Consider the following 23,122-nt stretch of genomic DNA (forward strand, 5'->3'; position numbering starts at 1 on the left):
ATCTCATGCCCATCACAGTCGGTCAGGACACCGCCAAGACCCGCAAGACCCTGCGCGTCGGCGACCAGTCCCTTGCGTATTATTCCATCCCGGCGGCAGAGACCGCGGGACTCGGCGATTTCTCGAAACTGCCCGCGGCCCTGAAGGTCGTGCTGGAGAACATGCTGCGGTTCGAGGATGGCGGCCGCACGGTCTCGGTGGACGACATCAGGGCCTTCGCGGACTGGGCCGACAAGGGCGGCCAGAACCCGCGCGAGATCGCCTATCGCCCGGCCCGGGTGTTGATGCAGGATTTCACCGGCGTGCCGGCGGTCGTGGATCTCGCGGCCATGCGCGACGGGATCGTGGGGCTCGGTGGCGACGCCGAGAAGATCAATCCGCTGAACCCCGTGGACCTGGTGATCGACCACTCGGTGATGATCGACGAGTTCGGCAATCCGCGCGCCTTCCAGATGAACGTGGACCGCGAATACGAGCGCAACATCGAACGCTACACGTTCCTCAAATGGGGCCAGTCGGCCTTCGCCAATTTCCGCGTGGTCCCGCCGGGCACCGGCATCTGCCACCAGGTGAACCTGGAATACCTGGCACAAGCGGTCTGGACCGACACCGATCAGAGCGGGCAAGAGGTCGCCTATCCCGACACGCTCGTGGGCACCGACAGCCACACCACCATGGTCAACGGCATGGCCGTGCTCGGCTGGGGCGTCGGCGGGATCGAGGCCGAGGCGGCCATGCTGGGCCAGCCGATTTCCATGCTGATCCCCGAGGTCGTGGGCTTCGAGCTGACCGGCGAGATGATGGAGGGCACCACCGGCACGGACCTGGTGCTGAAAGTGGTCGAGATGCTGCGCGCCAAGGGCGTGGTCGGCAAGTTCGTCGAATTCTATGGCGCGGGCCTCGATCACCTGCCGCTCGCGGACCGGGCCACCATCGCCAACATGGCGCCCGAATACGGGGCGACCTGCGGGTTTTTCCCGATCGACGGCGAAACCCTGCGCTACATGCGCACCACGGGCCGGGACGAGGCGCGCATCGCGCTGGTCGAAGCCTATGCCAAGGAAAACGGCCTTTGGCGCGGCGACGATTACGCGCCCGTCTATACCGACACGCTCAGCCTCGACATGGGGACGATCGTGCCGGCGATCTCGGGGCCCAAGCGGCCTCAGGATTACGTGGCCCTCGACAAGGCGGCCGAGACGTTCCGCGACTATGTCACCGGACAGCGCCCGGATTGGAGCGCCGACGAAGAGGACAAGGCTGAATGGACCGACGAGGGCGGCGCCGTGGCCCCTCGCGACATTCCCGGCGACCGGGGCAAGCACAAGCGCGCCCGGGTGCGGGGCGCGGACTATACCATCCATGACGGCACCATCGTGATCGCCTCGATCACCTCCTGCACCAACACCTCGAACCCCTACGTGATGATCGGTGCGGGGCTCGTGGCGCGCAAGGCCCGCGCGCTCGGCCTGACCCGTAAGCCCTGGGTCAAGACCTCCCTCGCGCCGGGCTCGCAGGTGGTCTCGGCCTACCTGGAGGCCGCGGGGCTGCAAGAGGATCTCGATGCCATCGGCTTCAACCTGGTGGGCTATGGTTGCACCACCTGCATCGGCAATTCCGGCCCGATCCAGGAAGAGCTGTCCGAGGCGATCAACGACGGCGACATCATCGCGACCTCGGTCCTGTCGGGCAACCGCAACTTCGAGGGCCGGATCAGCCCCGATGTGCGCGCGAACTACCTCGCCTCCCCGCCCCTGGTGGTGGCCTATGCGCTGGCGGGCGACATGAACGTGGACCTCACGCGCGACCCGCTCGGCCAGGACCGAGACGGCAACGATGTGTACCTCAAGGACATCTGGCCCAGCACCAAGGAGATTGCCGAACTGGTCGAACAGACCGTCACCCGCGAGGCATTCCAGGCCAAGTATGCGGATGTCTTCAAGGGCGACGAGAAATGGCAGAGCGTCGAGACCACCGACAGCCTGACCTATGACTGGCCGCCGAGCTCGACCTATGTGCAGAACCCGCCCTATTTCCAGGGCATGTCGGCCGAGCCGGGCACGATCAGCAATATCGAAGGCGCCAAGATCCTCGCCATTCTCGGGGACATGATCACCACCGACCACATATCCCCCGCGGGCTCGTTCAAGGAAAGCACCCCCGCAGGCCGCTACCTGACCGAACGGCAGGTGCAACCGCGGGAGTTCAACTCCTACGGGTCGCGCCGGGGCAATCACGAGGTGATGATGCGCGGCACCTTCGCCAATATCCGCATCCGCAACGAGATGCTCGACGGGGTCGAGGGCGGCTATACGCTGGGGCCCGACGGGCAACAGACCTCGATCTTCGAGGCGGCCATGGCCTATCAGGAAATGGGCACGCCCCTGGTGATCTTCGGCGGCGAGCAATACGGCGCAGGCTCCAGCCGCGACTGGGCCGCCAAGGGCACCAGCCTTCTGGGCGTCAAGGCGGTGATCGCCGAGAGCTTCGAGCGGATCCACCGCTCCAACCTGGTGGGCATGGGCGTGATCCCGTTCGAGTTCACCGGCGGCGACACCCGCAAGACGCTGGGCCTGAAAGGGGACGAGACGGTTTCGATCACCGGGCTCGACGGCAAGATCGTGCCCCTGTCGGAGATGCCCTGCACCATCACCTACGGCGACGGCACCACACGGGAGATCACCCTCAAGTGCCGGATCGATACGGAGGTCGAGATCGAGTATATCGAGAACGGCGGCGTGCTGCATTATGTGCTGCGCAACCTGGCAAAAGCCCCCGTCGCGGCGGAATGATCCGCGCGGCACCGACCCGGACAGGGCGCCTTCGGGCGCCCTTTTCCCGCGCGGTCAGACCCGGCCCATAGGCCACCGCCGAAGCTGGCCTAGACCGCCGCAAGGGCGGGCCGGATATAATCCCGCACGATGTTCGACAGCACCGGCCCGGCATGGCGCAGAACCACCCGCCCCTCTCCGTTCAGGACATAGGTCTCCGGCAGGCCCGTGAGGTTCCAGTCGCGATAGGTCGCAAGCGTCGTGTCCGCGCCGAGCTTGGCGAAGGGGGAGCCGAGCTCCGCGAGAAAGCCGAGGCTGTCGGCCTCGGTGTCGCGATGGGTGATCCCGTGGATCGGCACACCCTCGGCGGCGAGCGCCATCAGGCTGGGATGCTCCGCCCGGCAGGGCGCGCACCAGCTGGCCCACCAGTTGACCAGTTTCGGCCCCGGCACGGTCAGGTCGGCATAGGTCAGGAACGGCTGATCGCGCAGCGGCCCGAGGGTCAGCGGCGGCGCGGGCCGGCCTGCGCGCGCGCCGGGCTCGGGCGGTGGGGGGGCGTCGTCGCGCAGAAAGACGGTCGAAGCGATGTAGCCCGCTCCGGCGCTGGCGAGGACCGCACCGCCCGTGAGCAGCGCCTCACGCCTTCTCATTCGCCTCTTTGCGGGCCGCCTCGAAGGCGCGCAGCTCGGCGCGCACCTTGCGATTGCGCGCCAGCGTCCACAGCACCAGAAGCCCCATCAGGGCGAGCGAGACCACGTAGGCCAGCGACACCTCCAGCGCGTATTTGCCCAGGTCCGGCATCATGCGGCTTGCCGCTCCCGCAGGCGCAGGGCCGACAGGCGCCGCGCGCGGATTTCCGTCCGCGTCCGCACCAGAAGCAGCGTCACGAACAGCAGCACGAAGCCCGCAAGGCAGAACAGCAACGGGAAGTAGAACACATCCGAGATGTTCTCTTCCTTGTCGAGCGACAGGGTCGCGCCCTGGTGCAGCCCCTGGTTCCAGAAATTCGCCGCATAGCGGCTGAGCACCGCAAAGACCGAGCCCACGAGACACAGGATCGAGGTCAGATCGGCGGCGGTGTCGGCGTTTTCGATCGCCGACCACAGCGCCATATAGCCGAGATAGAACAGGAACAGGATCAGGAATGAGGTCAGGCGCGGGTCCCATTCCCACCAGGTGCCCCACATGGGCTGGCCCCAGATGGCACCGGTAAAGAGCGCCATCAGGGTCATCACCACGCCGATGGGGGCCGCGGCCTTGGCCGCCAGAACCGAAACATGGTGCCGCCGGATCAGCCAGATCAGGGAGGTGACCAGCATCATCACCCAGATGTTGATCGCCATCATCGCCGAGGGGACGTGCAGGTAGATTATCTTCACCGTCGATCCCTGCCGGAAATCGTCAGGCGTGAAGAAAAAACCCCATGTCAGCCCCACGGTCAGGCACACCACCGTCAGCACCGCCACGAATGGCAGCACCGCAGACGAGGTCTGCATGAATTTCTTCGGATTGGCGTATTCCCACAATGACATGGCAGGAAAGTAGGACGCCGGGCCGCGGGCCGCAACGGGCCAAAAGCCGCGGAGCCTAGCGCAGGTTGATACGGATTGCCGCAGCCGCCGCGAAAGGCAGCAGCGCGATGGCGCCCATGGTGATCCCCGACAGCATCAAGAGCGGCGTGACGATATCGAACCCGTCCACCGCCCGCCGCACGGTTTCGGCCCCGAAGATCAGCGTCGGCACATAGAGCGGCAGCACCAGCAGCGACAGCAGCAGCCCGCCCCGCTTCAGCCCCACGGTCAGGGCCGCGCCGAAGGTGCCGATCATGCTCAGCGCCGGGGTGCCGAGCGCGAGCGAGACCACCAGCCACGGAAACCCCGCCGGGTCGAGGTTCAGCAGCACCGCCAGCACCGGCGCCAGCAGCGTCAGCGGCAGCCCCGTGGTCAGCCAATGGGCAAACGCCTTGACCGCCACCAACCCCTCCAGCGGCAGGGGCGCCGTGACCAGCAGGTCCATCGACCCGTCCTCGTAATCCAGCTGGAAAATCCGGTCGAGCGACAACAGACACGCCAGCAGCGCCCCCACCCAAAGCACCCCGCTCGCCACCTCCCGCAGGATGCCGGTATCCGGCCCCACGCCGAACGGGATCAGCACCGTCACGATCAGGAAAAACGCCAGGCTCAGCCCGAAGCCGCCCCCGGCCTTGACCGCCAGGGCCAGGTCCCGCAGCAACAGCGCCTTCACAGGAACGCCTCGTCGGTGGCCATGTCCTCGGCGGGCGTCACCGCCTTGTAGGGCCCCAGATCCAGCGTGGTGGCGGTCACGCCCAGCTCGATATGGGTCGCCATCAGCGCCATGCCCCCGCCCGCCAGATGGGCCGCGATCATCTCGCCGAAAAGCGCCACATTGGCCACATCCAGAGAAACGGTCGGCTCGTCCAGGATCCAGATCGGCCGCCCGGTCACCATCATCCGCGCCAGCCCCAGCCGCCGCTTCTGCCCGGCCGACAGGTCCTGCGCCTGCCGGTCCGCGAGCGGCCCCAGCGCATAAAGCTCCAGCGCCGGGGTGATGTCGCGCTGCCCGTATACTTCGGCCCAGAATTCCAGGTTCTGCCGCACGCTCAGCGGCCCCTTCAGCCCATCGGCGTGCCCGGCATAGGCCATCGCGTCCTCGGGCGCCGACACGGTGCCGGTCACCGGCGGCTGCAACCCGGCGATGGTACGCAAAAGCGTGGTCTTGCCGATGCCGTTCGGGCCGCGCAGCACCACCGCCTCCCCCGGTGTCACCACGAAGCTGACCCCTTCGAGCACGACGAGCCCGCCGCGCTGGCAGCTCACGGTATCCACGCGCAATTCCATGGGGTTGGCTTATCCGATGGAACCGGGCGGGGAAAGCGGCGAAATCACGCGGTGGGCACCACCGGCAACAGGGCCAGGCCCACGCGCCGCCCTTCCGACAGCAGCACATTGTAGGTCCGGCAGGCCGCGGGCGAGGACATCACCTCCAGCCCGATGCCGCGCGCCTCGATCTCGGCGCGGAAGGCCGCGGGCGCATGGGCGATCTCCGCCCCCATGCCGAGAAACAGCACATCGATGGTATCGTGGCGGAACGGCGCGGTATCCTCCAGCCCGCCCCAGCGCTGCACCCCGTCGGGCGACAGGTAAAGCGCCCCCTCGTGGACCTGCCCGCCGACACGAAAGAAGCCGGGGCCGTACCCCTCGACCGGCATGGCATCCGTATGGACGACTTCGTTCAGACGCATGGCTCTCTCCTCAGAACGAGATCGGCAGACCGAGAAGGCCCGCCGCCCCGATGATCACATAAGCTACGGTCCGGTATAACCGACCGCGCGCCGGGGTGAACAGGGCCCGGCCGATCAGCGTGCCCACCGCATAGGCCGGCACCAGCCACAGACCCAGCGAGATCGCACCCGCGGGCATCGCGCCCTGCAACGCCATCACCGGCAGCATGGCGAGCGAACTGAAGGTCAGCACGATCACCGTGTTGGCCCGGCTGCGCACCGCGCTGTCCTGGCCACCCAGCTGGAACAGCACCACCACCGGCCCGTTCAGCCCGGTCGCCCCGCCGATGACCCCGACCCCGGCCCCCACGCCGATCCAGGCCGGCACACCGGGCGGACGCGTGTACCGCCAGCCCGCGATCAGTGCGACAAGCGTGCCCAGCACCGTCAGCGACACCGCCCATTCCAGCCACATGACCGGCAAGCTCGTCAGCAGCCAGACCCCGGGAAAAAGCGCCAGCAGCGCCGTGGCCAGCATCACGCCCGTGGCGCGCAGATCCGCCACCCGCAGGGCATCGGGCACCAGGGTGACGAGCGAGGCCAGCGAGGACAGCGAGAACGCCCCAACCGCCAGCGGCGGCGCCAGAAACAGCGTGGCCAGCGGCATGAAGATCAGCGCCGAGCCGAACCCCGCGAAACCGTAGACCAGCCCCGCCAGAACCGAGATTGCCATGATCCAGCCGAGGCCGGGGATCTCCCACCCGGCCAGCAGCAGGTCAGGCATCGATACCCGCGAACTGATTCCCCTTCTCGGGATCCTTCGGCTCGCGGTTCACCCCGAGAAGCAGCACGATGTTCTTGGCCACGAAGACCGAGGAATAGGTCCCGACGATGATCCCCCAGAAGATCGCGAAGACAAAGCCCCGGATCACGTCCCCCCCGAGCGCCAGAAGCGCCAGAAGCGCCAGCAGCGTGGTGCCCGAGGTCATCACCGTCCGGCTCAGGGTCTCGTTGACCGACAGGTTCATCACGTCCCGCAAGGGCTTCTTCTTGTACTTGATGAGGTTCTCCCGCAGCCGGTCGAAGATCACCACCGTGTCGTTGATCGAGTAACCGATGATCGTCAGCAGCGCCGCAATGGTCGCCAGATCGAACCGGATCTGCAGCAGCGAGAAGATCCCGATGGTCAGCACCACGTCATGGACCAGCGCGGCGATGGCGCCGATCGAAAACTGCCACTCGAACCGCAGCCAGATATAGAACAGGATCGCAACCATCGAGGCGCCGACCGCGAGCATGGCGGTCAGGATCAGCTCCCCCGACACCTTGGGCCCGACGCTCTCGACGCTGGGAAAGGTCATCTCGGGGTCGACGGTGCGCAGGGCCTCCTCGATGGCGAGGATGGTCTCGGGCGGCACGCTCTCCTGGCCCTCCTGGGCCTGGATGCGCAGCATGGCGACATTGCGCTCCGGGCCGAAGGTGGGGTCGAACACCTCGGTAATCGAGATATCCCCCAGCCCCAGCGGCTCCACCGCCGCGCGGTAGGCGGCGACATCGACGACCTGCGCGCTCTCGGTGCGGATCGTGGTCCCGCCGAGGAAGTCGATCCCGAAATTGAGCCCGACCGACAGCCACAGCACCAGAGACGCGACCATGGCCACCGCCGAGGCGCCGAGGGTCAGCCGGACATACTTGAAGAAATCCCAGTTGGTCTCGGAGGGAACGAGTTTCAGGCGCATGTCAGACCTCGATCTGCTTGGGACGGCGGCGCTCGAACCAGAGCACGATCAGCAGTCGCGTGACGAAGATGGCCGTGAAGACCGATGTGACGATCCCGATCCCCAGGGTCACCGCGAAGCCGCGGACCGGCCCCGCGCCCAGGGTGAACAGGATCGCGGCGACGATGAAGGTGGTGGTGTTGGCATCGACGATGGCGCTCAGCGCCTTCTCGTAGCCCAGCTCGATCGCCCGGGCCGGACCGCGGGCGGTCTTCAATTCCTCCCGGATCCGCTCGAAGACCAGCACATTGGCGTCCACCGCCATCCCGATGGTCAGCACGATGCCCGCGATCCCCGGCAGGGTCAGGGTCGCCCCGATCAGCGACAGCACCCCGAAAATCAGCGCGATGTTGAGCAGCAAGGCAATATTGGCGAACACACCGAACAGCCCGTAGCTGAGCATCATGAACACCAGCACGGCGCCGAGCGCCACCAGGCAGGCGAGCGCGCCGGCCTCGATGCTGTCCTGACCCAGCTCCGGGCCGATGGTGCGTTCTTCGAGAAAGATCATCTCCGCCGGCAAGGCGCCGGCGCGCAACAGGACGGCGAGCTGGGTCGATTCCTCGACCGAGAAATTGCCGGTGATGATGCCCGACCCGCCGGGGATATGGGACTGGATCACCGGGGCGGAGATCACCTCGTTGTCGAGCACGATGGCGAAGGGCGAACCGATGTTCTCGGCCGTATAGTCCCCGAAGAGCCGTGCGCCTGTGGGGTTGAATCGGAAGTTCACCGCCGGACGCCCGTTCTGATCGAAGGAGGGCTGCGCGTCGGTCAATTGGTCGCCGGAGACGACCGGGGTCTGTTCCAGCACGTAATAGGTGTTGGGCTCGTCGATCGAGGGCAGCACGATGTTGCGCGGTCCCGGCGGGGCGTCCGGGTCGCTGGTGCGGCTGACCACCGGGTTGAAGGTGAGCCGCGCGGTCTGGCCGATCAACTCCTTGAGCTCCGAGGCCGACGCGATGCCCGGCACCTGGATCAGCACCCGGTCCTCGCCCTGGCGCTGGATGGTCGGCTCCCGCGTGCCAGCCTCGTCCACCCGGCGGCGGATGATCTCGAGGCTCTGCTGCAAGGTGCGGTCGTCGGTGGCCTGTTTCTCGGCCTCCGACAGCTCGATGATCAGGTCGGCCCCCTCGAAGGAAACCTCGATATCGTCCTGCCCCACACCGGTGAAGGACACGATGGGTTGTGCCAGCCCGCGCACGATGGCGACGGCGCGGGTGATCTCTTCGGGGTTGGAGATCCGCACGCGGAGCTGGTCGGGCGGGCTGTCCTGGCGCCGGATGGTGCCGACGGTGTCGCGGGCGTCGCGCAACGCGTCGCGCACCTCGGGCCAGAAGGCGTCCATGCGGTCGGCATAGACATCGGCCACCTGGACCTCGGCCAGCAGATGCGCGCCGCCCCGCAGGTCCAGCCCGAGGTTCACCAGGCTGGACGGCAGGAAGGCGGGCCACTGGCCCAGATCGGCTGCAATCTCCCCGGTTTCGGCCGCCCCCGCCTCCACCAGAGCGGCGGCGTCGTTATGGGTCTCGACGCGGGAGTAGAAGGCGTTGGGCAGGGCATAGGACAGGCCGATCAGGACCACGCCCCAGATAAGCACCCGTTTCCAAAGGGGAATTTGCAGCATTCGAGGTCAGCTCGCCGGTTCGGTCTTGGTCAGGACCTGCTGGATCGTGTGGCGCACCACGCGCACCTCGGTGCCGGTCGCGATCTCGACCTTGACCTCGTTGTCATCGACGACCTTGGTGACCTTGCCGATCAGGCCGCCCTGGGTGACGATCTGGTCTCCGCGCCGCAACGCCTCGACCATCTTCTTGTGTTCCTTCACTTTTTTCTGCTGCGGACGGATCAGCAGGAAATACATGATGGCGAAGATCAGGATCAGCGGGATGAAGGAGGTAAAGGCCCCTCCGGCCCCGGCGGCCTGGGCGTAGGCAGGTGTTGCGAACATGGAATCCCCTCGGTCTCTGGGCGGCTCTGCACCCGGTCAATCGGCGCGCACCGTATCGCCGAGGTGCCGCCGCTTCAAGGCAGATAAGCGGTGGACGCGGCGCCGGCAACCACCGAAAAACCCTGTCGGAACTCCGTCGGCTTTGCGTCGGACATCTGTCGGCTCTTGGTATGGCAATTTGTCGGGCACCAAGATGTTGTGTTTTTCGGGGCGATCGGCTTGGCTGACGGGATTGATTGGGGCGATTTGAGCGATGAATACGGTTTTCGATTTTTCCGAACGGGGGCTGCAGGCGAGCCTGAGTTGGCCGGGATTTCTGGCGATCTGCGGGCTGTTTGTGGTGCTGGTCCTGATCGTGCTGCGGCTGCGGACCGATATGGGCGCGCTGCTGGAGCGGCTGGGCCTGCCTGCCAATCGCGGTCTGCGGGCGCTGGCGGTGTTCGCGGTTCTGCTGTCGCCGATCTGGGGCGCCCTGCTGATCGGGGTGATCGTGCTGCTGCTACGCGTGTTCCTGAACCTGCCCGAGTTCGGTGGCCCCGAGGCGGAAGTCGCAGACCTGCGCTGGTACGTGCTGGCGGTGGTGGGGTTGCTGACCGCGCTCGCCGGATTGGTGGGAACGCCGCTGGCACTGATCCGAGTGTTCACGACCGAGCGGCAGACACGCACGGCAGAAGGCAATCTTGCGATTGATCGGGTTGCCAAGGCGGTCGACCAGCTTGGGTCCGACAAAGTTATGGTGCGTATGGGCGGGATCCATGCGCTTGAACGCCTTATTATGGAAAATAACGAGGATCGAACGCGTTTTTTAGAGACGCTCAACGCTTTTGTGCTCTATCACAGAGAGAGCGAGCGTACGAACGCCACTAACGGCTCTGAACGCGAACTGAGGGTGGATATCCAGGCCGCAATGGATATATTGACGTCACAGGAGTGGGACACGTAACGCATGCAACCATCACGCCGTCCTTTCACGCTCAAACTCGGGTCTGCGTTGCTAAGCTACGCCAACCTAGAAGAAGCAACCCTTGCACGCGCATTGGCTGACGGGGTCGATTTCAGCCATGCAAATATGGTGAGGGTGGATGCGCACGATGCCAAGCTGAACAGGGCACGGCTGATTGGTGCTAATCTGCGCGGTGCCAACCTTACCGGTGCGGAGTTGGTCGGCGCAGATTTTACAGGGTCGAACCTCGAAAATGCAATTTTGCATGGTGCCGATATTAGTGGCGCAAACTTCACCAAAACCACCGGGCTAACTCACGAAATGCTGGGCGCAGCCATCGGCAGTCAAGACACGATCCTTCCGGAAGGTTTTGTCTTTCCGCAAGACTGGATGCTGACCACCTGACGGCTACACACATTTCAGAGCAAAAAGGTGTGTGGTCTCCGAGTCTTAGCGTCTTTCTGTAAAGTGTTGTCGCTAGAAGCCTCGCGTTTTTTAAGAATAGGGTGCTGTATTTTTTGACGGCGCTCAAGGTTCGATCGCTCAAAGCATTTTGGGTCTATGCCAGAGCTACTTGCAGACATTAACCTAGCGTCGCTGGCCCTGGCACCTGCGGTGCCGCACCGGGCCGGGGCGCGTATCAAGGGGTCCGAGGTGTCGGTGGTGACACGGACGCGACCTCCCCCTAGCCTCCCCGTGCAAACTCGGCCATATACCCCGCGACGATGATCCTGACGGAGCGACCCCATGCATGACATTCGCCTGATCCGCGAGACGCCGGAGGCGTTCGACGCCGCGCTGACCCGCCGCCCCGGGGTGGCGCCGGTCTCGGGCGAGATCCTCGCGCTGGATGCCGCCCGGCGGGAGAAGATCCTGGCTGCGGAGACCGCGCAGGCGGAGCAGAACGCGGCCTCCAAGCAGGTGGGGGCGGCCAAGGCCGCGGGGGATGAGGCGGAGTTCGAGCGGCTGCGCGCGTTGGTGGGCGCGAAGAAGGCGGAGGTGGCCGCGCTCAAGGCCGCGGCGGCGGAGGATGATGCGGCGCTGAGCGCGCGGCTGATGGAGATCCCCAACTTGCCCTTCGACGATACGCCCGAGGGCGCGGACGAGGCGGACAATGTGGAGATCAAGCGCTGGGGCACGCCGCGCGACCTGGGATTTGCGCCGAAGGAGCATTACGCGCTGCCCAGCGTCGTGCCGGGCATGGATTTCGAGGCGGCGGCGAAGCTGTCGGGGTCGCGGTTCGTGGTGCTGTCGGGGGCCGTGGCGCGGGTCCACCGGGCGCTGGCGCAGTTCATGGTCGACACCCATGTGGAGCAGAACGGTCTGACCGAGACCTGGACGCCGGTGCTGGTGCGCGAGGAGATGATGCTCGGCACCGGGCAGTTGCCGAAGTTCGGGGAGGACAGCTACCAGACGCGGGAGGGCTGGTGGCTGGTGCCCACAGCGGAGGTGAGCCTGACCAACCTGGTGGCGGGCGAGATCGTGGAGGCGGCCTCCCTGCCCCGGCGCTATGTGGCCCATACCCAGTGCTTCCGGTCCGAGGCGGGCTCGGCGGGGCGGGACACGGCCGGCATGCTGCGCCAGCACCAGTTCGAGAAGGTGGAGATGGTGTCGGTGACGCGGCCCGAGGACAGCCGGGCGGAGCTGGACCGGATGACCGGCTGCGCCGAGGGGATTCTGGAGGCGCTGGGGTTGCCCTACCGCACCATCGTGCTGTGCACCGGGGACATGGGCTTCGGGGCGCGGCGGACCCATGATATCGAGGTCTGGCTGCCCGGGCAGGACGCCTATCGCGAGATCAGCTCGGTCTCGGTCTGCGGCGATTTCCAGGCGCGGCGGATGAATGCGCGGTTCCGGCCGGAGGGCGGGGGCAAGCCGGAGTTCGTGCATACGCTGAACGGGTCGGGGCTGGCCGTGGGGCGGTGCCTGATCGCGGTGCTGGAGAACGGGCAGCAGGCGGACGGGTCGGTGGTGCTGCCGGAGGTGCTGCATGGGTATCTGCGGGGGCGGACGCGGATCGACGCTCAGGGGGGGCTCGTCTGAGATTGCATCCGCCGCCCGCCCCGCTAGGCTCGGGTCAAAACCGGCAGGCGGGGCATTGGGCATGACACGGATCACCAGACGAACCTTCGGCGCCGGGGCAACGGCCCTGGCTCTAGCGGGCTGCGGCGGGGCACGGGTGCCCGCGGCGGGGCCGGCGGACGATCTGCGACCCGTGCCGAATGCGGGCTATGCGGACTGGGTGGCGCGGTACCGGGCGCGGGCGGCGGCGGATTTCTCGGACGACCTGCTGCGGCGGGCTTTTGCGGGGACGGGCTACCTGCCCGGCGTGGTGGCGCGGGACCGCAACCAGGTGGAGTTTCGCCGGACCCTGGAGGATTACCTGGCCATCGCCGTGTCGGACGAGCGGGTGGCGCGGGGGCGGGCGGCGGTTGCGCAATACCGCCCCACTTTGGCTGCGATCGAGGACCGTTACGGCGTGCCGCCGGAGTTGGTCACGGCGATCTGGGGGCTGGAGAGCTTCTATGGCGACCGCAAGGGGGATATCCCCGTGGTCTCGGCGACCTCGACGCTGGCCTATGACGGGCGGCGGGGGGCGTTCTTCGAGGGGCAGCTGACCGCGGCGCTGCGCATCCTGCGGGCCGGGGATATCCCGGCGGACCGGCTGGTGGGCAGCTGGGCGGGCGCGATGGGACATACGCAGTTCATCCCCACATCGTTCGAGGCCTTCGCGGTGGATTTCACCGGCGACGGGCGGCGGGACATCTGGTCCGACGATCCCACGGACGCGCTGGCATCGGCGGCGGCGTATCTGGACCGCAACGGCTGGACCAGGGGGCTGCGCTGGGGCGCGGAAGATCCGGAGGGCAGCCTCCAGCCGCAACCGGGGGGGCCGCGTTTCGCCACCACGTCGAATTTCAACGTGATCAAGCGCTACAACAACTCGGACGCCTACGCGATCGGGGTCGGGCACCTGTCGGAACGGATCGCGGGCGGCGGTCCCCTGCGCACGCCGTTTCCGCCCGACGCCAACGGGCTGACCAAGGCGGACCGGGTGACTCTGCAAGAAGGGCTGACACGGGCGGGGTTTGATACGGGTGGTGCGGACGGCGTGGTGGGCCCGAACACCGAAGCCGCGATCCGGGCGTACCAGCGCGCCCGGGGCCTGCCGGTGACGGGGGTGCCTTCGATGGAGATGGTAAGGGCGGTGCGGTGAAACAGTTAGCCGACCTTGAGCGACCATCGAAAAGCCTTTGGCGCGGACAATCGACCGGCTTTTCGTACATCTCGCAAAACTATCTGCAAGCGAAGAGCTACGATGCAGAAGATCCTCACTAGCCAGAGCGACCCATATCGAGAATCCTTCTGAATTCTGTTTCGGCATCTCGTCCAATTTGAATATTCTCTAGGAGCCATGTGACCCTTTCGCGTGCGGGGAGCGTTATGCCTGTTTGACCTAACTCTTCCCAAAGGAGGGAAAGGTAAGAGTTGCCAAAGCCCGTGCATGCTGGTTCTGTCCCTTGAATTGCCGGACGCTCTAAATCTGCATCGCAACGATAGAAAGAAAAATTCCAAGAATAGACAACATCTTCCAAATCTGGACCGAGAATATCTGTTGATCCGCTAGGCCATTTCAGTAATCGTATTTGATGTTCCGGGATTTTTACAATGACATCTCTGTAGGGTTTTCCGTAAAAAGCGGCTAGTTCTTTGCTCGGGAAATCCTCCCCGACTATCCAGTCCAGCCCTATTGTCCTTCGTCGCAATTCGAAGGCCAGCTGATCAAACTTGAACAAGTCACTTTTCCTGTTGGAATAACCAGTGAGACCATAGCGGCTGTCAGGATGTCCCAGCCTGTTGATGATTGATATAAAGTTATCGAGAGGGGCATCAGTCCATACTGCCGGAGAGAGTTTTTCAGGCCTCTCCAGTTCAGTTACGGCCAACTCTCCAAATACCTCCTTGTGTTTTTCCCAGAGCTTTTCGACACCATGTCCATAGCCGTTCTTTATTGATACTCCATTGAGGACAAGTCCAGCCTTCAAGAGCTTTTCCACTGTTTGAAGTGCTTGCCACCAAAACTCCGTATTGAGTCGATTGATTTTCGCGAACCTCGCAAGAAAGTAGTTTCGGTCAGCCGGTTCAACAAAAAATTTGTGTGAGAAAACTGACTTGAAGTGATTGAAAGAAGTATCGAACATCACGCATCCTTCACGCAGGAAACCGAGAAATTAGAGATTAAGCTGGAGCGATCAATTTCTGTAATCAATCGAACGTAGCAGAGTTTATCTTCATTTTATGCCTCTGGACTGATCTCAACTGCGGCTCAAAACTTGTCACCTACCAAGGAGTAAACACGCCTCCTGCACCCGCTCACAGATCCAGCGTATGCCCCCTCTCCCATGCGTTGAAGTGGCTGATGTCGCTATTGCATTCAGCGCGTTTGAGTTTCCGGAAGGCAGGTGTCTTGGGGGCGAGGTGCTCTTTCAGGGTGGGCTCAGGGGGTTGGTTGGGCGGATGCCTGCTCGACCGGGCGGACGGCGCGTTGGTAGAGGTGCCAGGTGGTGTGGCCCAGGATCGGCAGGGTGACGATCAGGCCGAGAAAGGCCGGGATCAGCGACAGCACCATGGTCACGGTGATGATCCCCGCCCAGCCGAGCATGACGACCGGGTTCTCGCGCACCACGCGGATCGAGGTCAGCATGGCGGTGATGAAGTCGATCTCCCGGTCGAGCAGCATGGGCATGGCGATGACCGTCACCGTGAAGAGCGCCGCCGACAGCAGCGCGCCGACGCAGGTGCCGATGGCCAGGAAGAGCCAGCCTTCGGGGGTGAAGAAAACGGTGGCCAGGAACCCGTCGAGGTCGGAAAACGACGCGTCCTGCAGCACGATCACCAGCACGGTGCGGAACTGGTAGAACCAGACCCAGAAGATGAAGAGTGTGACGAAGGCCATCCAGCCCATCTCGCGCTGGCGTTGGCGGGCCATGACGGTGAGGATGTCGGACCAGCCGAAGCTCTCGTGTGCCTTCAGGCGGCGGGACATCTCGTAGAGACCGGCGGCGGCGAAGGGGGCCACGAGCGGGAAGCCGATGATGGCGGGGATGACCATCCAGACCTTGCCGAGCGACAGCAGGACCCAGACCAGCGCGATGCCGAAGACCGCGTAGAACGCGCCGAAAAAGGCGCTCATCACCGGGCGGGCGCGGAAGTCGGCGACCCCGTCCCGGAGGGCTGCGCGGATATCGTCGGCGGTGAGCGGGACGGTTTCGGGCAGGGCCTTGCGCGGTGGCGTGGGGGTGGCGGTTTCGGCTGTCATGGACACTCCTCCCAAAGCGTGGGCCCGGGGGGTCCGTGTTTCGGCGGTGGGTCGGACCTCCGCATGGCTAAGGCGAGTGTGCCTCAGCTGCGCCAACAGGGCAAGGACGGAGCGGGCCGGGCGGCCGGGCCGCGTCAGACGTCCAGGGTGTGCTCTTTTTCCCAGCGGCTGAAATGGGAGACGTAGGCGTCCCATTCGGCGCGTTTGAGCTTGAGGAAGGCGGAGGCGAAGTCCGGGCCGAGGGCGGTTTTCAGCGTGGTGTCGGCGTCGAAGGCGCGCAGGGCGTCGAGCAGGTTGAGGGGGAGTTTGGGAGTGTCGGTGAGGGTGTGTCCTTCGGCGTACATGTCGATGTCGTGGCGCGGGCCGGGGTCGGCCCTGGTCGCCAGGCCTGAGAGGCCCGCGGCGATGATCGCGGCTTGCAGCAGGTAGGGATTGGCCGCGCCATCGGGCAGGCGCAGTTCGAACCGGCCGGGTCCGGGCACGCGAACCATGTGGGTGCGGTTGTTGCCGGTCCAGGTGACGGCGTTGGGTGCCCAGGTGGCCCCCGAGGTCGTGGTCGGCGCATTGAGCCGTTTGTAGCTGTTCACGGTGGGGTTGGTGAGCGCGGTCAGGGCGCGGGCGTGGTGCATCAGCCCGCCGAGGAAGTGTCTGCCCGCCTCGGACAGGCCGACCTCGCCGGTGGGGCCGTCCCCCTGCCCCGCGAAGACATTGGTGCCCTCGGCATCCCAGACCGAGATGTGGGTGTGGCAGCCATTGCCGGTCAGCTCGGGCATGGGTTTGGGCATGAAGGTGGCGCGCAGCCCGTGTTTCTCGGCCACGGATTTGACCATGAACTTGAAGAAGCTGTGCTTGTCAGCGGTGGCGAGCGCGTCGTCGAAATCCCAGTTCATCTCGAACTGGCCATTGGCGTCTTCGTGGTCGGCCTGGTAAGGGCCCCAGCCCAGGGCCAGCATGTAGTCGCCGATCTCGGCGATCACGTCGTAGCGGCGCATGATCGCGCCCTGATCGTAGCACGGCTTCTCGGCGGTGTCGGCGGGATCGCTGATCTTGCTGCCGTCGGCGGTGAGCAGGAAGAACTCCGCCTCGACCCCGGTCTTGACATGCAGGCCCTGGGCGGCGGCGGCCTCGACCTGGCGGATCAGGGTGTTGCGGGGGGCCTGGGCGACGCTCACGCCTTCCATCACGCAATTGGCCGCGACCCAGGCGACCTCGGGCTTCCAGGGCAGCTGGATCACCGAGGCCGGGTCGGGTACGGCGAGCATGTCCGGGTGCGCGGGCGTCATGTCGAGCCAGGTGGCAAAGCCCGCGAATCCCGCGCCCTCGGCCTGCATTCCGGCGATGGCCGGGGCGGGCACGAGCTTGGCCCGTTGGCCCCCGAAAAGGTCGGTAAAGGAGATCATGAAATACTTGACGCCGGTGTCCTTGGCGAATTGGGCGAGGTCCGTGGTCATTGGGTCTCCTGTCGATGATGGGAAAAAAAAGGCGCGCCGGTCGGGGCGCGCCTGGGATCGGTCAGTAGGTGGTTCCGGGCTTGCCGGGGTACCAGTCGGTGCCCGCGAGCGGGATCTTGGCCATGGCGGCGGCCTCCAGCGTCAGGGCACACAGGTCCTCGGGTTCGAGATTGAGCACGTGGTTCTTGCCGCAGGCGCGCGCGATGGTCTGCGCCTCCAGCGTGAGCACCTTGAGGTAGTTGCGCAGGCGTCGGCCGCCCTCGACCGGGTCGAGCCGGGCGGCGAGCCCGGGGTCCTGGGTGGTGATGCCGGCCGGGTCGCGCCCCTCGTGCCAGTCGTCATAGGCCCCGGCGGTGGTGCCAAGGGCGGCATACTCGGCCTCGTATTTCGGGTCATTGTCGCCGAGCGCGATCAGGGCGGCGGTGCCGATGGCGGTGGCGTCGGCCCCGAGCGCCAGCGCCTTGGCCACGTCCGCACCGGTGCGGATGCCCCCGGAGACGACAAGCTGCACCTCGCGGTGCACGCCCAGATCCTGCAACGCGCGGACCGCCTCGGGGATGCAGGCAAGCAGCGGCTGGCCGACATGTTCGATGAACACGTCCTGGGTCGCGGCGGTCCCGCCCTGCATCCCGTCGAGCACGACCACATCCGCCCCGGCCTTCACCGCCAGCGTGGTGTCGAAATAGGGGCGCGCGCCACCGACCTTGACATAGATCGGCACGCGCCAGCCGGTGATTTCGCGCAGCTCGAGGATCTTGATTTCCAGGTCGTCCGGCCCGGTCCAGTCCGGGTGACGGCAGGACGAGCGTTGGTCGATGCCGGCCGGCAGATTGCGCATCCCGGCCACGCGCTCGGTGATCTTCTGGCCCAGCAGCATCCCGCCTCCGCCGGGCTTGGCCCCCTGCCCCACGACGATCTCGATGGCGTCGGCCCGGCGCAGGTCGTCGGGGTTCATGCCGTAGCGGGATGGCAGGTATTGATAGACCAGCTTCTCGGAATGGCCGCGTTCCTCTTCGGTCATGCCGCCATCGCCGGTGGTGGTGGAGGTGCCCGCGAGGGTCGCGCCCCGGCCCAAGGCCTCTTTTGCGGGGCCCGAGAGCGCGCCGAAGGACATGCCCGCGATGGTGATGGGGATGTCCAGCTGGATCGGGTTTTGCGCATACCGGGTGCCCAGCGTGACGGAGGTGTCGCAGCGTTCGCGGTAGCCTTCGAGCGGGTAGCGCGACATGGAGGCCCCGAGCACCAGCAGGTCGTCGAAATTCGGCACGCGCCGTTTCGCCCCGCCGCCGCGAATGTCGTAGATGCCCGTGGCGGCGGCGCGGCGGATCTCGGCATTCACCGGGTCGGTGAAGGTGGCCGATTTGATCGGCGCCGTGCGGGGGATGTCATCTTTCATGGCCCGGGTCCTCGTTCGCCTCAATAGGCATTGTCGATGTCGAAATGGTAGAGCTTGCGCGCCGAGCCGTAGCGCGTGAACTCTTCGGGGCGGGCATCGGCGCCTGCGCGGGCGAGCAGGTTCGCAAGCAGGGTCAGGTGTTCGGGCCGCATCTCTTTCGCGACGCAATCGGCGCCGAGGGATTTGACAGAGCCGCGCACGAAGAGCCGCGCCTCATAGAGGCTGTCGCCCAGGGCCTCGCCCGCGTCGCCGCAGACCACGAGGGTGCCGGACTGGGCCATGAAGGCGCTCATGTGGCCCACATTGCCGTGGACCACGATGTCGATCCCCTTCATCGAGATGCCGCAGCGGGACGACGCGTTGCCCTTGATCACCAGCAACCCGCCATGGCCCGTGGCCCCGGCATACTGGCTGGCATCGCCCTCGATCACCACGGTGCCGCTCATCATGTTCTCCGCCACGCCGGGGCCTGCGGAGCCTTCGATATGGACGGTGGCGTGCTTGTTCATGCCCGCGCAGTAGTAGCCGGTGGAGCCTTTCACCGTCACCTCGATCGGCGCGTCGAGGCCGCAGGCGATGGCATGGGCGCCCTGGGGGTTCAGCACCTGCCACGCGGTCTGGTTGGTCTGGCTGGCCTGGGCATGCAGCGCCGCGTTCAGCTCCCGCAGGGGGGTTTGGGCAAGGTCGAGGGTCTGCATCAGGCGGCCTTTTGCGCGGGGCTGGGGGTGTCGCGGGTCCAGAAGTAGACGGTGGCGGGCTCGGGCTCCCATACCCGCGCGGTTTGGATGCCGGGCAGGTCCACCAGCGCGCGGTATTCCGAGCCGAAGGCCACGTATTGGTCGGTCTCCGCCATCACCGCGGGCTTGCAGGCGATGGGGTCGCGGACCACGCCGAACCCGTCGCGGGTGCCGACGACGAAGGTAAAGAACCCGTCGAGATCGCGCAGGGCGGTGGTCAGCGCCGCGCCCAGGGTGGCGCCGGTCTGCATCCGCCAGGTGAGATAGGCCGCGCCCACCTCGGTGTCGTTCTCGGTCTCGGTGAGGATGCCGTGGTGGCGCAGCTTGCGCCGCAGGGAGTTATGGTTGGACAGCGACCCGTTATGGACGAGGCACTGGTCCGGGCCGGTGTTGAAGGGATGCGCGCCCAGGGTGGTAACGGCGGATTCCGTGGCCATGCGGGTGTGGCCGATCCCGTGGGTGCCGGACATGGACGCGATGTCGAACCGGGCGGCGACGTCGCGCGGCAGGCCCACCTCCTTGTAGATCTCGATGGTGCGGCCCCGGCCCATGACGCGGGCCGCGGGGCGCAGCGTGGCGAGGGCGGCGCGGGCGGTGTCGAGCTGACCCTCGGGCAGGTTCAGGACCGCGTGGGTGCTGCGGGCGCGCAGGGTGACGGGCACGCCGAGGGCCGCGCCGAGATCGGTGTCGAGCCCGGCAAAGGTCGCCTCGGGGGTGTCGGACTGCACGGTGAGCTTCGCCAGGCCCGGAGCTTCGGCGCCGTAGATCGCGAGGCCCGCGCTGTCGGGGCCACGGTCGGACATGGTGACAAGCATCCGGGTCAGCAGCGCGCCCAGCTCCGGCTCCAGCGCCGGGTCCTTGAGAAACAGTCCCACGATTCCGCACATGACGGGTCCCTCTCGCATGATGTTGGCCGGAGCCTAGCGGATCGGGGCAGATATTCAACCAGGAGGAAACTTATTTCACCTTGAGGGGGATCCGCGCTCCTGCGGGTAGCTGATGATCGACAGGAAGCGCGCGGGCAGCTCCACCAGGGTTTCCGGCCCGTGGGGCGCGTCGGCGTCGAAGAACAGGGTGTCTCCCGGGCGCAGGGGGTAGATGCGGTCGCCATGGCGGTAGTCGACCGCACCTTCGAGCATGTAGATCGTCTCGATCCCGCCATGCTGGAAGGTGCGGAAGGTGTCGGAGGCTTCGGTCAGGGTAATGAGGTAGGGCTCGACGATCACGCCGGAGGTGTTGGCGCCGATATGGCCGAGCAGGGTGTAGTGGTGGTTGGCGCGGGTGCCTTCGCGCTCGGCCTCTGCCCCCTCGCCCGCGCGGGTGTGGACGGCGGCGCGGGACTGCTCGAACCCGCGGAAGAAGGCCGTCAGCGGGACCGAGAGCGCGTTCGCAAGGGCCTGCAGGGTGGTCAGCGACGGCGAGGTCTGGCCGTTCTCGATCTTGGACAGCATGCCGGTGCTGAGGCCCGTGGCGGCGGAAAGTTCGACCACGGTTGTGCCCTGCTCGCGCCGGAAGGCCCGCAGGGCGCGGCCGATGGCGGCCTCCAGCGTCTTGTCGGGCGCATCGCGCAGGCGGTGGGGGTCCTGGTGGGGCAGTCTGGCGGTGCTCATGGGGCCCTCTCGGTGGCGGGCGGTCGCGGTGCCCTGCCCCATGACCTAGCGCAGCGGGCGGCGGAGTGGGAAGCCCCCGGGCGGGCGGTTCCCATGAAAAACGCGCGCGGGTAGGACCCGCGCGCGCCGATTGTCTTGGGGGTTCCGCGGCTTACGGCATCATCTTGTGAATCATCCCCTGATCCACCACCGCGTAGAGCGCGCCATCGGGGCCCTGGACGAGGGAGCGGAAGCGACCGGGCTCCATCGGCAGGGTCATCTCGGTGACGTCGACCACCTCGGTGCCCGCCTCGTTGAGCTCGATCACGTCGATGCGCTGGCCGATGGGCGTGCCGCCGAAGCCAATGCCCATGATGCCGACGACCAGGTGGTTTTCCCAGTCGCCCCACTGGTCCCCGGTCAGGAACTCGGCAGAGGACGTGCCCTGGGACCAGCCGTTATTGTCCCAGATCGGCTGCATCGCGTCCGGATAGGTTGCCAGATCGGTCATCGGCATGAAGGCCGCGCGCTCGTAGCGGTCCATGCCCTCCATCTGGTTCGGGGAGTAGCCGCAGTAGCCATCCGGGCATTCGCCTCGGCCGCCCACGTTCGGGCGCGGATCCCAGCCGGCATTGCCGCCGTTCTGCAGAACGGTGATCTCGTCGGAGTGCCAGGGGCCGTGCTCGGCGGTGATGGCAGCACCGGTTTCCGGGTGGAAGGTGATGCCCTGGGTGTTGCGGTGCCCGTAGGTGTAGATCCGCGGATCGAAGCCTTCGGGGGGCGCGTTGCCCTCGGCGGCATTGCCGTCGCGGTCGATGCGCAGCACCTTGCCCGCCAGCAGGGTCGGGCTTTGCGGGCCTTCGCCGTTATGGGTGTCGCCGGTGGTCAGGTAGATGAACCCGTCCGGGCCGAAGCGCACGCGGCCGCCGTTATGGGCGCCGGGGCCACCGAAGGGGTGGTCGGTCGCGGCGGGCTTGTAGGGCACGTCCTCGACGATGTCGGTGCGGTCCGCCACGCTGGCGAGATCCTCGCCCACGGTCATCCGCAACAGGCGGTTGGAGCCGGGCGCGGTCAGGTCGGAGGTCGAATAGACATAGATCTGCCGATTCTCGGCGAAGTCCGGGTCAACCGCGACGCCCTGCATCCCGGCCTGGCCTTCGCAAAACAGGTCCTCGGCGGTGGAGGCATAGTCGTCGTCGGTGCCCTTCATGCCCAAGAGCTTGTTGACCGAGCCATCGGGCAGGCGCACGGACAGGCCGAGGCATTTCTCGGTGAAGAACATCGTGCCGTCTTCGAGAAAGGCGACGTCCCACGGATTCTCGAGCCCTTCGAGCACAATCTCGTGGCTCAGGGACGTGGTGTTGGCCGCGAAGGCCGGAGCTGCAAGCGCGGTTGCAGAGGCCAGTGCCGCGCCGAGCGACAGGGCAGACAGTCGTGTCATGTTGGAAACTCCTCCCAGAGTTCTTTGGTCTCAAGCCTCGGGCGTGACACTGAAATTTCTGGTACTGGTACGCTCAGGCCCCGCCCCGAGTTGTCGTAAGGTAAGCCAGAATGTCGCAGCTTCAAGGCGGAAAATCGCCGAAGCGCATCGCGCTCATCCGCCCGACAGATAGGCGGCGAGATTGGCGATATCCGTGTCGCTGAGATCGGCTGCCATGGGGATCATGAGCATGGAATTGGGCCCCACCCGCTCGCCCGCCCGGTAGGTGATCAGCCGATCGGTGAGATAGTCGGCCTCCTTGCCCGCGATGCGCGGATAGCTGGCCATGCCCTTGCCGGTCGGGCCGTGGCAGGCCGCGCAGACATCCCCGTAGAGCGCCTCGCCCGAGGCGGGGTCGCCCGCCTGGGCCTGGGTTGTGCCGAGGGCGAGCAGGGCAAGGGTGAGCAAGGTCTTTGATTTCATGTCGGTTCCTCCCGGTCGAGACATAGACCGGGGCAAGGCCCG

General features: G+C 66.1%; 24 protein-coding genes. 5 read left to right on the plus strand and 19 right to left on the minus strand.

The window, feature by feature from the left end; translation table 11 throughout:
* Positions 1–5 precede the first annotated feature (5 nt).
* Positions 6–2,792: an aconitate hydratase AcnA gene (gene acnA, locus DSHI_RS09445; RefSeq protein WP_012178523.1), complete on the plus strand. Its 2,787-nt coding sequence runs from the start codon at positions 6–8 to the stop codon at positions 2,790–2,792.
* An 89-nt stretch (positions 2,793–2,881) separates the two neighbouring features.
* Here acnA and DSHI_RS09450 read toward each other — a convergent pair whose 3' ends face one another.
* Genes DSHI_RS09450 through yajC form a run of 10 tightly spaced genes read right to left on the minus strand, consistent with a single transcriptional unit; the run spans position 2,882 to position 9,741 of the window.
* On the minus strand, positions 2,882–3,421 hold the full coding sequence (locus DSHI_RS09450; RefSeq protein WP_012178524.1) for a redoxin family protein: 540 nt from the start codon (positions 3,419–3,421) through the stop codon (positions 2,882–2,884).
* Positions 3,408–3,575: a heme exporter protein CcmD gene (ccmD, locus tag DSHI_RS21700; RefSeq protein ID WP_083768367.1), complete on the minus strand. Its 168-nt coding sequence runs from the start codon at positions 3,573–3,575 to the stop codon at positions 3,408–3,410. Before ccmD ends, DSHI_RS09450 begins: the two co-directional genes overlap by 14 nt.
* Positions 3,572–4,303, minus strand: coding sequence for a heme ABC transporter permease (locus tag DSHI_RS09455; RefSeq protein WP_012178525.1), 732 nt, complete (start codon positions 4,301–4,303; stop codon positions 3,572–3,574). The genes ccmD and DSHI_RS09455 overlap by 4 nt, the downstream gene beginning before the upstream one ends.
* 55 nt (positions 4,304–4,358) lie before the next feature.
* Positions 4,359–5,015: a heme exporter protein CcmB gene (gene ccmB, locus DSHI_RS09460; RefSeq protein ID WP_012178526.1), complete on the minus strand. Its 657-nt coding sequence runs from the start codon at positions 5,013–5,015 to the stop codon at positions 4,359–4,361.
* Positions 5,012–5,629, minus strand: a complete 618-nt coding sequence (ccmA, locus tag DSHI_RS09465) for a heme ABC exporter ATP-binding protein CcmA (protein WP_012178527.1) — start codon at positions 5,627–5,629, stop codon at positions 5,012–5,014. Before ccmA ends, ccmB begins: the two co-directional genes overlap by 4 nt.
* A gap of 44 nt (positions 5,630–5,673) precedes the next feature.
* Positions 5,674–6,033 carry an Mth938-like domain-containing protein gene (locus DSHI_RS09470; protein WP_012178528.1) on the minus strand — a complete coding sequence of 120 codons (360 nt, stop codon included), beginning with the start codon at positions 6,031–6,033 and terminating at the stop codon, positions 5,674–5,676.
* A gap of 10 nt (positions 6,034–6,043) precedes the next feature.
* Entirely contained in the window at positions 6,044–6,796 is a 753-nt protein-coding gene (locus DSHI_RS09475; protein ID WP_012178529.1) for a sulfite exporter TauE/SafE family protein, read from the minus strand.
* On the minus strand, positions 6,789–7,751 hold the full coding sequence (secF, locus tag DSHI_RS09480) for a protein translocase subunit SecF (protein ID WP_012178530.1): 963 nt from the start codon (positions 7,749–7,751) through the stop codon (positions 6,789–6,791). Before secF ends, DSHI_RS09475 begins: the two co-directional genes overlap by 8 nt.
* 1 nt (position 7,752) lies before the next feature.
* Positions 7,753–9,417, minus strand: a complete 1,665-nt coding sequence (gene secD, locus DSHI_RS09485; RefSeq protein ID WP_012178531.1) for a protein translocase subunit SecD — start codon at positions 9,415–9,417, stop codon at positions 7,753–7,755.
* A 6-nt stretch (positions 9,418–9,423) separates the two neighbouring features.
* Positions 9,424–9,741 (minus strand): preprotein translocase subunit YajC, encoded by a 318-nt coding sequence (gene yajC / locus DSHI_RS09490; RefSeq protein WP_012178532.1) that lies wholly within the window; start codon positions 9,739–9,741, stop codon positions 9,424–9,426.
* Between the two features lie 253 nt (positions 9,742–9,994).
* Here yajC and DSHI_RS09495 point away from each other — a divergent pair, with 253 nt between their 5' ends.
* The 4 genes from DSHI_RS09495 to DSHI_RS09510 all read left to right on the plus strand — a co-directional run bounded on the left by DSHI_RS09495 (position 9,995) and on the right by DSHI_RS09510 (position 13,901).
* Positions 9,995–10,684 carry a hypothetical protein gene (locus tag DSHI_RS09495; protein ID WP_012178533.1) on the plus strand — a complete coding sequence of 230 codons (690 nt, stop codon included), beginning with the start codon at positions 9,995–9,997 and terminating at the stop codon, positions 10,682–10,684.
* 3 nt (positions 10,685–10,687) lie between these two features.
* Entirely contained in the window at positions 10,688–11,089 is a 402-nt protein-coding gene (locus DSHI_RS22985; RefSeq protein WP_083768368.1) for a pentapeptide repeat-containing protein, read from the plus strand.
* 342 nt (positions 11,090–11,431) lie between these two features.
* Positions 11,432–12,727 carry a serine--tRNA ligase gene (serS, locus tag DSHI_RS09505; RefSeq protein ID WP_012178535.1) on the plus strand — a complete coding sequence of 432 codons (1,296 nt, stop codon included), beginning with the start codon at positions 11,432–11,434 and terminating at the stop codon, positions 12,725–12,727.
* 61 nt (positions 12,728–12,788) lie between these two features.
* Positions 12,789–13,901 (plus strand): lytic murein transglycosylase, encoded by a 1,113-nt coding sequence (locus tag DSHI_RS09510; protein ID WP_012178536.1) that lies wholly within the window; start codon positions 12,789–12,791, stop codon positions 13,899–13,901.
* 118 nt (positions 13,902–14,019) lie between these two features.
* On the opposite strand, the gene DSHI_RS21705 is transcribed toward DSHI_RS09510, so the two are convergent.
* The 9 genes from DSHI_RS21705 to DSHI_RS09550 all read right to left on the minus strand — a co-directional run bounded on the left by DSHI_RS21705 (position 14,020) and on the right by DSHI_RS09550 (position 23,080).
* A complete protein-coding gene (locus tag DSHI_RS21705; RefSeq protein ID WP_157865300.1) occupies positions 14,020–14,886 on the minus strand; it encodes a HEPN domain-containing protein in 867 nt (288 codons plus the stop codon).
* 296 nt (positions 14,887–15,182) lie between these two features.
* Complete coding sequence (locus DSHI_RS09515) at positions 15,183–16,004, minus strand: DUF2189 domain-containing protein (RefSeq protein WP_012178538.1); 822 nt, start codon at positions 16,002–16,004, stop codon at positions 15,183–15,185.
* A gap of 134 nt (positions 16,005–16,138) precedes the next feature.
* Positions 16,139–17,455 carry a type III glutamate--ammonia ligase gene (gene glnT, locus DSHI_RS09520; protein ID WP_012178539.1) on the minus strand — a complete coding sequence of 439 codons (1,317 nt, stop codon included), beginning with the start codon at positions 17,453–17,455 and terminating at the stop codon, positions 16,139–16,141.
* A 61-nt stretch (positions 17,456–17,516) separates the two neighbouring features.
* Entirely contained in the window at positions 17,517–18,851 is a 1,335-nt protein-coding gene (locus DSHI_RS09525; protein ID WP_012178540.1) for an FMN-binding glutamate synthase family protein, read from the minus strand.
* Between the two features lie 20 nt (positions 18,852–18,871).
* The gene (locus DSHI_RS09530) at positions 18,872–19,549 is read right to left on the minus strand and encodes a GltB/FmdC/FwdC-like GXGXG domain-containing protein (protein WP_012178541.1); all 678 of its coding nucleotides are present in this window, start codon (positions 19,547–19,549) and stop codon (positions 18,872–18,874) included.
* A complete protein-coding gene (locus tag DSHI_RS09535) occupies positions 19,549–20,475 on the minus strand; it encodes a class II glutamine amidotransferase (protein ID WP_012178542.1) in 927 nt (308 codons plus the stop codon). The genes DSHI_RS09530 and DSHI_RS09535 overlap by 1 nt, the downstream gene beginning before the upstream one ends.
* Positions 20,476–20,550: 75 nt before the next feature.
* Positions 20,551–21,198, minus strand: coding sequence for a helix-turn-helix domain-containing protein (locus DSHI_RS09540; protein ID WP_012178543.1), 648 nt, complete (start codon positions 21,196–21,198; stop codon positions 20,551–20,553).
* Positions 21,199–21,349: 151 nt separating this feature from the next.
* Positions 21,350–22,618: a PQQ-dependent sugar dehydrogenase gene (locus DSHI_RS09545; RefSeq protein WP_012178544.1), complete on the minus strand. Its 1,269-nt coding sequence runs from the start codon at positions 22,616–22,618 to the stop codon at positions 21,350–21,352.
* Positions 22,619–22,771: 153 nt separating this feature from the next.
* Positions 22,772–23,080, minus strand: a complete 309-nt coding sequence (locus DSHI_RS09550) for a c-type cytochrome (RefSeq protein ID WP_012178545.1) — start codon at positions 23,078–23,080, stop codon at positions 22,772–22,774.
* Positions 23,081–23,122 lie beyond the last annotated feature (42 nt).

Origin of the sequence: Dinoroseobacter shibae DFL 12 = DSM 16493, assembly GCF_000018145.1 — a bacterium.
Lineage (GTDB): Bacteria > Pseudomonadota > Alphaproteobacteria > Rhodobacterales > Rhodobacteraceae > Dinoroseobacter > Dinoroseobacter shibae.

What these genes read in the sequence shown, in the direction of transcription:
- secD (WP_012178531.1), bottom strand. Translation starts at nt 9,417, where the DNA reads ATGCTGCAAATTCCCCTTTGGAAACGGGTGCTTATCTGGGGCGTGGTC.
- DSHI_RS09535 (WP_012178542.1), bottom strand. Translation starts at nt 20,475, where the DNA reads ATGTGCGGAATCGTGGGACTGTTTCTCAAGGACCCGGCGCTGGAGCCG.
- DSHI_RS09495 (WP_012178533.1), top strand. Translation starts at nt 9,995, where the DNA reads ATGAATACGGTTTTCGATTTTTCCGAACGGGGGCTGCAGGCGAGCCTG.
- DSHI_RS22985 (WP_083768368.1), top strand. Translation starts at nt 10,688, where the DNA reads ATGCAACCATCACGCCGTCCTTTCACGCTCAAACTCGGGTCTGCGTTG.
- DSHI_RS21705 (WP_157865300.1), bottom strand. Translation starts at nt 14,886, where the DNA reads ATGTTCGATACTTCTTTCAATCACTTCAAGTCAGTTTTCTCACACAAA.
- acnA (WP_012178523.1), top strand. Translation starts at nt 6, where the DNA reads ATGCCCATCACAGTCGGTCAGGACACCGCCAAGACCCGCAAGACCCTG.
- glnT (WP_012178539.1), bottom strand. Translation starts at nt 17,455, where the DNA reads ATGACCACGGACCTCGCCCAATTCGCCAAGGACACCGGCGTCAAGTAT.
- ccmD (WP_083768367.1), bottom strand. Translation starts at nt 3,575, where the DNA reads ATGATGCCGGACCTGGGCAAATACGCGCTGGAGGTGTCGCTGGCCTAC.
- DSHI_RS09450 (WP_012178524.1), bottom strand. Translation starts at nt 3,421, where the DNA reads ATGAGAAGGCGTGAGGCGCTGCTCACGGGCGGTGCGGTCCTCGCCAGC.
- ccmA (WP_012178527.1), bottom strand. Translation starts at nt 5,629, where the DNA reads ATGGAATTGCGCGTGGATACCGTGAGCTGCCAGCGCGGCGGGCTCGTC.
- DSHI_RS09510 (WP_012178536.1), top strand. Translation starts at nt 12,789, where the DNA reads ATGACACGGATCACCAGACGAACCTTCGGCGCCGGGGCAACGGCCCTG.
- DSHI_RS09455 (WP_012178525.1), bottom strand. Translation starts at nt 4,303, where the DNA reads ATGTCATTGTGGGAATACGCCAATCCGAAGAAATTCATGCAGACCTCG.
- DSHI_RS09525 (WP_012178540.1), bottom strand. Translation starts at nt 18,851, where the DNA reads ATGAAAGATGACATCCCCCGCACGGCGCCGATCAAATCGGCCACCTTC.
- DSHI_RS09475 (WP_012178529.1), bottom strand. Translation starts at nt 6,796, where the DNA reads ATGCCTGACCTGCTGCTGGCCGGGTGGGAGATCCCCGGCCTCGGCTGG.
- DSHI_RS09515 (WP_012178538.1), bottom strand. Translation starts at nt 16,004, where the DNA reads ATGACAGCCGAAACCGCCACCCCCACGCCACCGCGCAAGGCCCTGCCC.
- DSHI_RS09545 (WP_012178544.1), bottom strand. Translation starts at nt 22,618, where the DNA reads ATGACACGACTGTCTGCCCTGTCGCTCGGCGCGGCACTGGCCTCTGCA.
- DSHI_RS09540 (WP_012178543.1), bottom strand. Translation starts at nt 21,198, where the DNA reads ATGAGCACCGCCAGACTGCCCCACCAGGACCCCCACCGCCTGCGCGAT.
- DSHI_RS09550 (WP_012178545.1), bottom strand. Translation starts at nt 23,080, where the DNA reads ATGAAATCAAAGACCTTGCTCACCCTTGCCCTGCTCGCCCTCGGCACA.
- DSHI_RS09530 (WP_012178541.1), bottom strand. Translation starts at nt 19,549, where the DNA reads ATGCAGACCCTCGACCTTGCCCAAACCCCCCTGCGGGAGCTGAACGCG.
- yajC (WP_012178532.1), bottom strand. Translation starts at nt 9,741, where the DNA reads ATGTTCGCAACACCTGCCTACGCCCAGGCCGCCGGGGCCGGAGGGGCC.
- DSHI_RS09470 (WP_012178528.1), bottom strand. Translation starts at nt 6,033, where the DNA reads ATGCGTCTGAACGAAGTCGTCCATACGGATGCCATGCCGGTCGAGGGG.
- secF (WP_012178530.1), bottom strand. Translation starts at nt 7,751, where the DNA reads ATGCGCCTGAAACTCGTTCCCTCCGAGACCAACTGGGATTTCTTCAAG.
- serS (WP_012178535.1), top strand. Translation starts at nt 11,432, where the DNA reads ATGCATGACATTCGCCTGATCCGCGAGACGCCGGAGGCGTTCGACGCC.